Origin of the sequence: Fredinandcohnia quinoae, from assembly GCF_022427965.1 — a bacterium.
In the GTDB taxonomy this organism is placed as follows: domain Bacteria; phylum Bacillota; class Bacilli; order Bacillales; family Bacillaceae_L; genus Ferdinandcohnia; species Ferdinandcohnia quinoae.
In genome coordinates, this window is sequence record NZ_JAKTTI010000006.1 from 90,035 (window position 1) to 103,192 (window position 13,158).

12 protein-coding genes and 1 other annotated feature are annotated in these 13,158 nt (G+C 35.2%); all 12 genes read right to left on the reverse strand.

Features of this window, described 5'->3' with window-relative positions; translation table 11 throughout:
* Positions 1-31: 31 nt before the first annotated feature.
* Positions 32-1,834 (reverse strand): DNA primase, encoded by a 1,803-nt coding sequence (gene dnaG, locus MJG50_RS06470; protein WP_240253810.1) that lies wholly within the window; start codon positions 1,832-1,834, stop codon positions 32-34.
* Between the two features lie 484 nt (positions 1,835-2,318).
* A complete protein-coding gene (locus tag MJG50_RS06475; protein WP_240253811.1) occupies positions 2,319-3,131 on the reverse strand; it encodes a pyruvate, water dikinase regulatory protein in 813 nt (270 codons plus the stop codon).
* 24 nt (positions 3,132-3,155) lie between these two features.
* Positions 3,156-3,794 (reverse strand): transcriptional regulator CcpN, encoded by a 639-nt coding sequence (ccpN, locus tag MJG50_RS06480; protein ID WP_240253919.1) that lies wholly within the window; start codon positions 3,792-3,794, stop codon positions 3,156-3,158.
* A 155-nt stretch (positions 3,795-3,949) separates the two neighbouring features.
* Complete coding sequence (gene glyS / locus MJG50_RS06485; protein WP_240253812.1) at positions 3,950-6,028, reverse strand: glycine--tRNA ligase subunit beta; 2,079 nt, start codon at positions 6,026-6,028, stop codon at positions 3,950-3,952.
* A complete protein-coding gene (gene glyQ, locus MJG50_RS06490) occupies positions 6,021-6,911 on the reverse strand; it encodes a glycine--tRNA ligase subunit alpha (RefSeq protein WP_240253813.1) in 891 nt (296 codons plus the stop codon). The genes glyS and glyQ overlap by 8 nt, the downstream gene beginning before the upstream one ends.
* A gap of 224 nt (positions 6,912-7,135) precedes the next feature.
* Positions 7,136-7,314 (reverse strand) — a binding site (T-box leader).
* 51 nt (positions 7,315-7,365) lie between these two features.
* Positions 7,366-8,118: a DNA repair protein RecO gene (recO, locus tag MJG50_RS06495; protein WP_240253814.1), complete on the reverse strand. Its 753-nt coding sequence runs from the start codon at positions 8,116-8,118 to the stop codon at positions 7,366-7,368.
* A gap of 76 nt (positions 8,119-8,194) precedes the next feature.
* Positions 8,195-8,338 (reverse strand): YqzL family protein, encoded by a 144-nt coding sequence (locus MJG50_RS06500; protein ID WP_240253815.1) that lies wholly within the window; start codon positions 8,336-8,338, stop codon positions 8,195-8,197.
* 331 nt (positions 8,339-8,669) lie between these two features.
* On the reverse strand, positions 8,670-9,578 hold the full coding sequence (gene era / locus MJG50_RS06505) for a GTPase Era (RefSeq protein WP_240253816.1): 909 nt from the start codon (positions 9,576-9,578) through the stop codon (positions 8,670-8,672).
* The gene (locus tag MJG50_RS06510) at positions 9,568-9,969 is read right to left on the reverse strand and encodes a cytidine deaminase (RefSeq protein ID WP_240253817.1); all 402 of its coding nucleotides are present in this window, start codon (positions 9,967-9,969) and stop codon (positions 9,568-9,570) included. The genes era and MJG50_RS06510 overlap by 11 nt, the downstream gene beginning before the upstream one ends.
* A gap of 84 nt (positions 9,970-10,053) precedes the next feature.
* Positions 10,054-10,437 (reverse strand): diacylglycerol kinase family protein, encoded by a 384-nt coding sequence (locus MJG50_RS06515; protein ID WP_240253819.1) that lies wholly within the window; start codon positions 10,435-10,437, stop codon positions 10,054-10,056.
* Complete coding sequence (ybeY, locus tag MJG50_RS06520; protein WP_240253821.1) at positions 10,421-10,891, reverse strand: rRNA maturation RNase YbeY; 471 nt, start codon at positions 10,889-10,891, stop codon at positions 10,421-10,423. The genes MJG50_RS06515 and ybeY overlap by 17 nt, the downstream gene beginning before the upstream one ends.
* Positions 10,888-13,083, reverse strand: a complete 2,196-nt coding sequence (locus MJG50_RS06525; protein ID WP_240253823.1) for an HD family phosphohydrolase — start codon at positions 13,081-13,083, stop codon at positions 10,888-10,890. Before MJG50_RS06525 ends, ybeY begins: the two co-directional genes overlap by 4 nt.
* Between the last annotated feature and the right edge of the window lie 75 nt (positions 13,084-13,158).

Genomic DNA, 13,158 nt, shown 5'->3' on the forward strand with positions numbered 1-13,158 from the left:
AGCCTCCGAGGATATTGCTCTAGTGGATATGTTATTTTAGATTTTTTTGCATTTGAATAATTTCCATTGCAATCGAAGCAGCCTTCAAATAATCCTTATTTCTCTCTGCTTCATGTTTTTCGATTTCTTTTTCTTTTATCATTGACAAATTTTGTTGTTTCAACACCTGTTTGATATAATCCGCTAATTCAGCATCCAAGATCTCTTCACTAATTGAAAGCATCGCAATATCCGTCACTACCCTTTTTAGGTTGGGATCATGAATGCGAGATAAGAATGCACTTATATCTGGCTCATTTCCATCCTCATAGAAGGCATACAAATAAGTTACAATCGCTCGGTGCTCTTCAATATTAAAATTAGCTTGTAACGAATCTTGAACTTTACTGGTAGTATCTTGATTCCGTAACATATGAGCAATAAGAAGACGTTCAGCATTATGAAATGCTGGTAATAATTTAGTAGATACAATAGTTTTTGCTTTGCTATTATTTCTATTCCAGGTGTGATTATCCTTTTTCTTCCGTTCTTCTCTGTTATATTGATGCTGTTGTTGCTTAAGTGCATCTAACGAAATAGAAAACTCATTTGATAACTGACGCAAGTAATGGTCTTTTTCCACAGCTTTATCAAGTGAAGAAATTTCTTTTACTACATCTTCTATATAACGGATACGTTCTCCTTCATCCTGAAGATTTTTTCCTCTTCGGAAATACTGCATCTTAAACGCCATCAATGTAAGACTTGCCCCTATTACATCATTTTTAAACTTTTCAGAGCCAAATTTTTTGATGTAGTCATCAGGGTCAAGACCATCTGGCATTTGGGCAACCTTTACATAACAACCAGCCTCAGTAAGCATGCTAGAAGCACGTAATGCAGCGTCTACCCCCGCCTGATCAGAGTCATAACAAACGATAACAGACTCAACATTTCTTCTAATAATTTTTACTTGTTCTTCAGTAAGTGAAGTTCCCATCGTGGCAATGGTATGTTGTAAACCAGCTCTATCAGATGCAATTACATCAGCAAAACCTTCAAAAAGGATGACTTGTTGATTTTTTCTTATATGAAGTCTTGCCTGATGAAAATTGTAGAGTGTTTTACTTTTATTAAAAATGATGGACTCAGGGCTATTTAAATATTTTGGTTCCTGAGATTTATCAAGTACCCTACCTGAAAATGCAATTGTTTTTCCTTGATGATCCCAAAGTGGAAACATAATTCGATTTCTAAATCGATCAAAGAATGTGCCCCCATTTTCCTTTCGAATTAGCAAACCAGCTTGCTCCATTAATTCAAGCTTAAATCCTCTTTTTTGAAGAAACTTTGTTATAAAATCCCATGAATCAAGTGCATAGCCAATTTCGAATTTCTCAATTATTTCACGAGTAAACCCCCGATTTGTCAAATAATCAAGTGCATGCTGCCCTTCTTTCGTATTAAGTAACAGATGATGATAAAATTTTTTGAGTAATTCATGTGCTGTAATCATCGTAGAAGCATCATTATGTTTTTCGGTTGGTTGAGCTGAATAACTTTGCAAATCAATATTAACCTTATTCGCTAAATTTATTGCAGCTTCACTAAAAGTATAACCTTCAATATCCATTAAAAATGAAAATACATTACCACCTGCTCCACATCCAAAACAATGAAAAATCTGTTTATCGGGCGAAACAGAAAATGAAGGGGTGTTTTCTCCATGAAATGGACATAAACCGAAATAATTTCTACCTTGCTTCTTCAATTGAACATATTCACTAATAACATCAACAATGTCTACTGATAAACGAATTTTTTCGATTGTTTCTTCCGGAATTCGATTCCCCATACGAACAACCCCAAGTAATAGAAATATTCTATGTTAGTAAGATAAATCCTGCAAGATTCGACAATTTCTCTTTAAATTTTTTTGTCAAACTGCCGGCATTTCTAGCAACAGATACGATATCCATTCCGTATGTATATTAAGAAATTAACATTTTCTTCTTATTATTGGACAGCCATCTGCTCCAACATAGATTATTTTCTTTTTTTCGCCATATTTCTCTATTCTACATCACTCCAAGGATTCCTTCTTTTCGGTAAAAAGTTTTAAAAGTAAGATAACTTAAATTAAAATGTCGAAAATTAATAATACTTATTCTCAACTTTCCCTTGACATCTTTCAATTATTAGTTTATTCTATCAACCCAAACTCTAAACCTAAAAATATGCATTTTATCACAATTTTTTATTATAATACAAAATTGTTAGAAGTGCTATTCTTTTTTACAAAAAATTAAAAAGACACATATCTCAATCAGATATGTGTTTTAAAATGCTTTTTGATTATTTATAGCGTGTAAAATAATATTTGCAGTCTCTTCAACCGCTTTATTTGAAACATCTATTACATCACAACCAATTCTTTCAACAGTTGCTTGAAAATGATCTAATTCTTCTTTTATTCGGTTAATATTTGCATATATTGCTTGGTCATCTAGTCCTAATGATTTTAGCCGTTCTCGTCTAATATGATTTAGCTTATCTGGACTTATTTTTAATCCAAAACATTTATTTGATGACACTTTAAATAACTCTTCTGGGGGATCAACCTCTGGAACTAACGGTACGTTAGCTACCTTTAAACGTTTATGGGCTAAAAATTGTGATAACGGTGTTTTCGATGTTCTAGAGACGCCTACTAAGACAATATCAGCACGCAATATTCCTCGTGGATCTCGCCCATCATCATACTTAACTGCAAATTCAATTGCTTCAATCTTTTTAAAATAATCTTCATCAAGCTTTCTTACTAGACCAGGCTCATGTCTTGGACTTATATGATAAAGTGCTTCCATCTTATCAATCAGAGGTCCGATAATATCATGCACCACTACTCCTTCACGTTCAGCTTCTTGAACGAGAAAATTTCGATGTTCAGGTATAACTAAGGTAAAAGCGATTATTGCATTATTTAATTTTGCTAATGAAATAACCTCAGTTAGTGTAGAAGTGTCTTCAACATATGGGATTCTCTTAATATCAGTGTGGGAACCATTAAATTGACTAACAGCGGCCTTTACCACTAATTCAGCGGTCTCACCTACAGAGTCAGATACGACATATACCATACGCTTACTCATTTAATTCCCCATCTCCTTTAAACTTTATATGATTTCATCACCAGATAGTGCAACTAACGCTTTTGTCATATTCGTCTTCGTTACTCTTCCAATAACCTCGATTCCTTTTTCAGTATGCCTTACAATTGGAATCGCATCAATTTGTTTTTCAATTAACTTTCCAGCCACTTCAAGTAGAAAATCATCTTTTTCACACATTGTGATATTAGGCATTCTTGTCATAATAATGTTAACCGGAATCTTTGTTAATTCCTGTTTCCCTAGGCTAGCCCGCAATAGATCTTTTCGAGAAAGAACCCCAACTAAAAGTGATTCCCTATCAACTACGAATAATGTACCTACATCTTCAAGAAACATTGTACATATTGCATCATAAACAGAAACACTTTCATTAACAACAACAGGAATTGATTGATAATCTTTTACCTTAATTTTCATTAGTTTATCTGTTAGTAATTGGGCCCCTGTCTTCCCTGTATAAAAATAACCTACACGTGGTCTTGCCTCAAGATAACCAGCCATTGTTAAAATTGCAAGATCAGGACGAAGAGTGGCCCTAGTCAAATCTAGACGCTCCGCAATTGCTTCCCCAGTAATTGGCCCATTGTCTTTCACAATTTGTAAAATTAGCTCTTGGCGTTTATTAAGTTCTATCGTACTCACCACCTAATAATATCAATAATTTATTTATGTTGAACATTTATGTAATTGAATGTTATATAAGTTATACTATTGTAAATTATTATATACTAATATCGTAGGTAAGGTACAATAAAAACAATAAAAAAACTAGGAGCATAAATACTCCTAGAAAAAAATTATTTTACAATAATTGAATTCATATCTGCAAATAAATAAATCATATTTGCCAATAGTACCATTTGAGCCAATCGATTCTTTTTGATACTTTCATCTTCAGCCATGACCATCGTATGTTCAAAATATGCATCAATTTCAGGCTTAAGTGAAGCTAGTGATTCAAATACCTTATCAACTTGAACTTCCTTAATAGCATCGATTAATTCAGACTGAATTTGATTAACTTTTTCATATAAATTCTTTTCTTCCTTAGACTCAAAAAGAGCAGGATCAATCTCAGCTTCTTCACCTTTTTTGGAAATATTAATCACTCTACTTAGTGATTCTATCGTCTCTTTAAATCCAGCATCATCTTTCCGACTCTCCAATGTTTCTGCTTTTTTTACTAGAAGCCCAATATTTCCAATCTCAGTTCCTAATACTGCATCAATAATATCATACCTGATATTACGAGTTTGAAGATCATGCTTAATCCGTAATTTAAAGAATGACACTAAATCTTCTTTTATTTCTTGTTTAGTTCGTTTTGTAAGCTTACTTTCTTCAAAAAGCTCTAGTGAAGTATCTAATAAATCTTCTAAAGGTATATTCCATTCTTTCTCTAATAAAATCTGAACAATTCCCGCTGCCATTCGTCTTAATGCATATGGGTCTTGTGAACCTGTCGGAATGATACCGATTGAAAAACAACCAACAATTGTATCAAGTTTATCAGCAATACTAATGATTGTTCCTATCATTGTGCTCGGGCTTTTATCTTCTGCATGTCTAGGCATATAGTGTTCATTAATTGCAATCGCAACTGCTTCGTCCTCACCACTTAGCCTTGCATATCGCTCGCCCATTAATCCTTGTAATTCTGGAAATTCATATACCATGTTAGTCACTAGATCAAATTTACAGATATCTGCTGCACGTTTTGCTTTTTCCGCAATCTGTTCATCTACGCTTAATAAAATTGACAATTGATTTGTCAACTCACCAATTCTGCGTACCTTTTCTCCTATTGAGCCGAGTTCAACTTGATAAATTATTTTATCTAGCTTGTTTACTAGATCATTAATTTTTAACTTTTGGTCCTCTTTATAGAAAAAGTCTGCATCGGAGAGACGAGCTCTTAATACTTTTTCATTCCCTCTAGCCACAGTATCAAGATGTACATGATCTCCATTTCGAACTGCTACGAAGAAAGGCTGTAATTTCCCTTCCTTATCTTTAACAGGAAAATATCGTTGATGCTCCTTCATACTTGTAATTAACACTTCTTCCGGAAGCTCTAAAAATTCTTCTTCAAATTTACCGTAAAAAGCTGTTGGATACTCTACTAAATTTGTTACTTCCTCAAGTAAATCACGATCAATTGGCACTACCCAATTATTTTCTTCTTCCAGTGTTTTGATTTGATTACGAATAGCTTCCTTTCGTTCCAAAGAATCAACAATAACGTATTGTGACATCAATTGACGTTCATATTCCTTAGGGCTAAGCAACAGAATTTCTGACCCAAGGAAGCGATGACCTCTTGTCTTATTTCCTGATTCAACACCTGAAATGGAAATTGGAATAATATCATCCCCAAATAATGTCACCAGCCATTTGATCGGGCGAACAAATCGTAAATCATTGTCCCCCCAATGCATATTTTTAGGGAATGTAAGATTTGTGATAACTTCTTCAAGCTCCTTTAAGGATTCTTTCGTTTCAAGTCCTTTCACAAATTTGGTTACATGTGCATATTCGACACCATTAATTTCTTTAAAATAAATATCTGTGACCGTTGCTCCTTGACCTTTAGTAAATCCGATTGCTGCTTTTGACCAATTTCCTTCAGAATCAAGAGCAATTTTCTTAGCAGGACCCTTTGCTTCAATTTCAACATCATCCTGTTTTTCAGAAACATCTGTAACGAGAACAGCTAATCTTCTTGGACTTGAAAAGCCATTAATCGTTTCGTATGAAATATTTTTATCTAATAACCATTTTGTCATTTTATCTGTTAATTGGTTCATCGCATCTGTAACAAATCTCGCTGGCATTTCCTCTAAACCAATTTCAACGAGCAAATCCCGTTTATTCATTGTGATCGTCTCCTTTTGCCTGAAGCATCGGGAACCCTAATTTTTCCCGTTCCTCATAAAAAGTTCTTGCAACTTTTCTTGCTAAATTTCTAACCCTACCGATATAACCGGTTCGTTCAGTTACGGATATAGCCCCTCTAGCATCTAATTGATTAAATGTATGTGAACATTTTAAAACATAGTCATACGCGGGATGAACAAGTCCCTCATCCATTTGACGATGTGCCTCTTTCTCATAAATTCCAAAGAGATTGAATAACATGTCGACATCAGATGTTTCAAATGTATATTTTGAATGTTCATATTCGGGCTGAAGGAAAATATCACGGACTGTAAATCCCTTTGTCCACTCTAGATCGAACACATTTTCTTTATCTTGAATATATGATGCCAATCGCTCCACACCATACGTAATTTCAACAGATACAGGTTTACAATCAATTCCACCAACCTGTTGGAAGTAAGTGAATTGGGTAACCTCCATGCCATCTAACCAAACTTCCCATCCTAATCCAGCACAGCCTAATGATGGGTTTTCCCAATTATCCTCAACAAAGCGGATATCATGTTCAAGTGGGTCAATACCTAGTGCACGCAATGAATCTAGATATAATTCTTGAATATTATCTGGTGATGGTTTGATAATCACTTGAAATTGGTGATGTTGATACAAACGATTAGGATTATCACCATAACGTCCATCAGCAGGACGTCTTGATGGTTCTACATAAGCTACGCTCCAAGGCTCTGGTCCAATTGCTCGTAAAAATGTATATGGACTCATCGTACCAGCACCCTTTTCAACATCATACGCATTCATAAGAATACACCCTTGATCAGACCAATGTTTTTGTAGTGTTAATATCATATCTTGAATATTCATCATTTTAAACCTCCATTAAAATACTCACTTAAGATGAGAGTTCAAAAAGGAGGATAAAAGGACCGAGAAGTTCGAGGCGGCGAAACTTTGAGTAGCGGAACGTATGTAATTAATACGTGAGCAACGGAAAAGCAAGCCAACAAAGAAATTCGATGTGTCATTTTACCGGACTTTTTGAACTTCCTTTAATATAAAAAACTCCCCTCCCTATGTCTGGTATTAGACATAGGGACGAGAGTTACCCGCGGTTCCACCCTATTTGCTACATGAATCATGTAGCCTCTTTTAAAAAAGTTTAACACTCAGAGAACGCCTTCCCTATCTGCCTATACCCTAGCTTTCACCATCCTAGGTTCGCTTTTATAGACGATTAACAGGTACTTCTTTCCTTCAACGTGTCATAATTTATTAGCATAATAATCGATATTTTGGTCTTTGTCAACTAATTAAAAGTTTAAAGTGTATTACGGAGATTTTCAATTTGGTCTAGAAACCGTTTTGATTTCAAGTAAAGTCCTGAATATTCCTCATAATACGCATTAATTACTGTTTTTAATTCTTTTTTTGTTTCTTCTTTTAAATCAATATTTCCTAGTCGATTCAAATCGAAATAATAAAATAATCTAAGTAGCCGAATCGTTGCCTGGGAAGTCTTAAAATGATATCGATCCTTACCATAACATCGATGACAAAGTAAACCTCCTTCTCTTACTGAAAAGGCAAATTCACCTTCTTTGCTATGACAAACGGCACATTCATCCAGAATTGGATATAACCCTAACATCGGAAGCATTTTTAGTTCATAAATATACATAAGTACATCTAGATCATAGCCTTCATTCATATAATTCAAAGTTTGGTACAGTAGTTCAAACAAAAATGGATTTGCTCGCTTTTCTTCTGTACATTTATCCGTTAGTTCGACAATGTAGGAGGCATAGGCAGTCATAAAAATATCTTCACGAATCCCTCGGAAAGAAGAAATGGTTTCCCCCTGTTGTAACCCTCCTAATCCAGATGATTTCTGAATTAAGTAGTATCCATATGTAAATAGTTGAGTAATAGCAGTCAAGCGGCTACTTGGCTTTTTCGCCCCTCGTGCCATTACTCCAACTTTTCCCCATTCACGGGTAAATAATGTCACAATTTTATTAGTTTCACCGTAATCATTCGTTCTAATTACAATGCCTTCGCATTTTTGTAACATGAATGTCCACCATCCAATAGGTTAAAGGCATTACGTAAAATCCTTTTACCGTCTATACAATTCTTCATTGGAATGGTCAAGAAATTGGAAAGTCTACTTCTGCTAGCTCATCATTTTGTATATCGGGTCTCTCTTCCTTATCTTGTTCTAATTCTTTGAAAAGAAGATACATATCTACGTTACCTGTTTGACTAAACACTTTCCAGGTAAAATCTAACATAGGTAACCCCACCTTTCTGTTATTTACTAGCAAAAAACTAATTCCAATTTTATTCGGTTGTATGAATATCTTGACCTAATCTTACAGAAATAATGTTACATAAATTTTACTAATGATAGGAAGTTCAAAAAGTCCGGGAAAAATAGCTGTCGAATCTCTTCGTTGGTTCGCTCTTGCGCTCCTTGGAAAAGAAATGCGCTTTTCCTGCGTGATGGAACGTCTGCTCATGTATTAAAAGCATACATTCCGCTGCTCATAGCTTCACCGCCTAGACCTTCTCGGCTCTTTTTGTCCTCCTTTTTGAACACTTCTCTTAAATAGTGAACCAGTATCAATACTCGTCTTCACGGAAACCGAAGTCTCGTAGTTGGGACATTTTATTACGCCAGTCCTTTTGAACTTTTACCCAAAGTTCAAGGAATACCTTTGAGCCGAGTAGAGCTTCAATGTCGACTCTTGCACGTTTTCCAACTTCTTTCAGCATACTGCCTTGCTTACCGATAACAATACCCTTTTGGGAGTCCCGTTCCACAATAATCGTAGCTGCTACATATACAGTATCGCTATTATCTCTTCTTTCCATTGAATCCATAACTACAGCGATGGAATGTGGAATTTCCTCTCTCGTTAAATGTAAAACTTTTTCCCTAATTAATTCTGAAACAATGAATCGTTCTGGGTGATCTGTTACCTGATCTGCAGGATAGTATTGTGGTCCTTCAGGTAAATACTCTTTTATTTGGTTAACTAATGTATTAATATTATTCCCTTGTAGTGCAGAAATTGGCACAATCTGTTTGAAAGGATATAGTTCCTTATATTTCTCAATTAGCGGCAATAAATGATCAGGATGTATTTGATCTATTTTATTTACGACAAGGAACACAGGCGTTTGAATTGTTTTTAACCGTTCAATAATGAACTCATCGCCACGTCCATATCCTTCCTCTGCATTAATCATAAATAAAACGAGATCAACTTCCTTTAGCGTATTCTGAGCAACCTTCATCATAAAATCACCAAGCTTATGCTTTGGCTTATGAATTCCCGGTGTATCGATAAAAATAATTTGAGAATCATTTTCTGTATAGACTCCCTGAACTTTATTACGGGTAGTTTGAGGTTTATCACTCATTATCGCTATTTTTTGCCCAACCACATTGTTAAGAAAGGTAGACTTCCCTACATTTGGTCGACCAATGATTGAAACAAATCCTGATTTATAAGCATTATTTTCCATGCAAGTCCTCCGCTGTAAATGCACCTGGTAGTAATTCTGCCACGGTTAATTCTTGAATATCACCTTTTAAATTTGTTAAATACACTTTTAAGTCACTTGGACATAATTCGGCAATTACTTGACGGCATGCACCACAAGGCGGCACTGGACGTTCAGTATCTGCTACGACAGCGATGGCAGTAAAATCCTTTACCCCATCAGAATACGCTTTAAATAGGGCTGTTCGCTCAGCACAGTTTGTAACACTATAGGCTGCATTTTCAATATTGCATCCATGATACACTTTGCCATCCTTTGTTAAAAGGGCTGCACCTACTTTAAATTGCGAATATGGGACATATGCTTTTTCCCTTGCCTTTTTTGCTTCTACGATTAGTTCTTCAATTTTCAAGATATGTCTTCCTCTCTTTATTTTACAAAAAAATATGTTCAATTTCATGTGTTCTCACGATTTGTTACACAAATGTAAGAATATTCATATAATATTTAGGTAAGGTAAAAATATCACCAACCCAATTATAATAGCAGTAAAAGCATACACAAATACAGCCGCAGCCGCAATATCCTTTGCCTGTTTTGCTAGGGGGTGATAATCCTTCGTTACTAAATCCACAACCCTTTCAATCGCAGTATTAAGTAATTCAGCGGTAATCATACCACCTATTAAAAGGAGAATAACCAACCATTCACTCTTTGATATTCCGAAGAAAAAGCCAGCAGCAATCACGATTAAGGATATCAAAGAATGAATTTGCAAATTACGTTCTTGTACAAAAGCGTTTTTAAAACCATTACAGGCATATGAGAAACTCTTGATTAGCCGGTTCCATTCACGTCTACTCTTATCTGTGGAGTCCATAGGCCTCTAAAATTTCCTTTTGTTTAGAAAACATTTCATGTTCTTCTTCTGTATTACCATGATCATAGCCAAGAAGATGTAAAAAGCCATGAACAGCTAAAAAGCCTAATTCTCTCATAAAAGAATGCCCGTATTCTTCAGCCTGCTCACGAGCTCGTGGAATAGAAATAATGATATCTCCCAGAATAGTCGGCATATCCAAACCGATTATTTCCATTTCACCCTCACCCATTTCCTCCAATGCGAAGGAAATCACATCTGTTGGCTGATCTTTGTCCCGATAATCTCGATTAATTTCCTGTATTCTGTCATTGTCAACAAATGTGATTGAGAGTTCAGTTTCACTAATGATTCCTTCCATTTTCGCCGCAACCTGCAGCAATTCATTTATCTTCTGACATTCCTCATCAGAAATTTCGCCTACTTCATCAATAAAATCAATATCTAAATTCATGCTTCCTTCACCTTCTGTTTAGTAGCTTCTGCTGGGTATTCAATTCTTGAGTGAAAGATCCCATTCAGTGATTCACATAATGCTTTTGCAATTATATCTAATTCCTTTAACGTTATGTCACATTCATCAAATTGACCGTCCTGTAATCGATCTGAAATAATATTATTGACCAGAGCTTCAATTTTTTGTGGAGTTGGATTTGACATTGAGCGAACAGCAGCTTCAACACTATCAGCAATACCGATAACTGTTGCCACCTTCGTTTGTGCTTTCGGACCAGGATATCTAAAATCCGACTCCAATATTTCTCTGTCACTTTGTTGCTTTGCTTTATGGTAAAAAAACTTTAATAATGTTGTCCCATGATGTTGTTCTGCAATATCAACGATTTCCTTTGGCATTTTATATTTTCGTAAAACCTCGGCACCATCAGTTGCGTGCGAAACAATAATTGTCTTACTTAACTGAGGTGCAATATTATCATGAGGGTTTTCGATATTCATTTGATTTTCAATAAAGAAATGTGGTCTTTTCGTTTTTCCAATATCATGATAATAAGATGCAACCCTTGCTAATAATCCATTTTCCCCAATTGCTTCGCTTGCGGACTCAGATAAATTCGCAACCATAACGCTGTGGTGGTATGTTCCAGGTGCCTCAGTAAGAATTTTACGCAATAATGGATGATTAGGGTTTGATAATTCAATAAGTTTGATCGTAGATAATATTCCAAATCCACCTTCAAAGAATGGCAGAAGACCAATCGTTAAGACGGATGCGATAATACCAGATGCTACTGCCATTATTACTGATGAACCAAAATCTAGACTTGAGTAATTTCCGTTTTTCAATAGCATGATTGATAATATTAAAGCAATATTTATTAAAGAAACGAATAGTCCAGCTTGTAATATTTTCCCTCTCCGATTATGCTTACTTAAAAACAAAATACCAGCTAAGCTTCCGAATAGAAAATAAACTCCGATTGAAAAATTTAGTGTTCCAGTAACACCCTCATTAAAAATAATACTTCCACATATTGCAAAAATCATACTAGATATGATCGCTACTTTTTCATTAATGAGTAATTTCACCAATAAAGCTCCCATTGCGACAGGAACGATGTAACCTATTTCCGAATAATCAATTTGTTGGAATAAACTGATCATCTTCATTAATACAATAGTGATAGAGAAAATAATCGCAAACAGTAATAAGTAAAAATTCCGGTTTCGATCTGTAGGAACCTCACTTTGGAAATAGTAAATAATCGCAGCCATCATTAACAGTATAATGATCATTAATCCAGTAAAAGGCTGGACAGAATTATCACTATTTAATAAGCCTACAAGCTTCAACTGCTTAATCATATCTCTGCTTACTAGTTGACCTTCTTTAACAATTATCTGCCCCTGTAAAATTTTCACAGGCTCTACTGCATCAATTGCTTGCTGACGTTCTTCCTCTGTTAGGTCAACATCATAATACTCATTTTGAATAACGGCAAATTGGCCTAATTCCTTAATAGGATTCTTTAATGAAGTGTCTACACTTGTATAACGCAGCTCTTCCTCAATCTTCTTTTTGGCATTTTGAACCTCTGAAGCAGGAATTCTCGTTTTCATAATATTATTAACGGCTGTAATAATCGCATCTTCAGCCCGGGACAGCTGGTCAGGTGTAGCCTCTAATAATGCCGTAAAAACGGAAACTGGTATTCGATCTGTCAAATCAGCAGGTAGCTTTGGTTCCAGCATTCTAAGCTTTTCGGAGGACGTAAGTTTCTCTGGAGCATTTTTTCGGTCTTCCTCTGATAGCTTTTCCCACTCTTTTTTAGTACTATTATATATTTCTTCAGCTTCATCATTCGTTTCTACAATCAAATCAAAAATAGAAGAAATTAAATCAACCCGATTATCAGCATATTCCTTTTTTAGTGTGTATACATCTTCAACTTCCTTTGCCGCCTCATCTTGTTTCCTTTTTGTACTCTCTTTATCTTCAATTGTAAGTGGAGAACGGATCGTTTCCTTCGATGGTTGGAAAGGATCTATGTTTAATTCCTTAGGTTTTACATTACTATACATCGCGAAAAACATAATTCCGCACAAGAGAATATAAATGGCGATGTGTAGAAAACGAAAAGCTTTTATCGTTGAGAACAATTGGAATGATTTTTTCTTTTTTCCCATGTTTGCTAACCTCCTTTTTCTTTACTACATCAGATGGATACAACACCAGTTATTTCCATGTACACAGATGGTAAA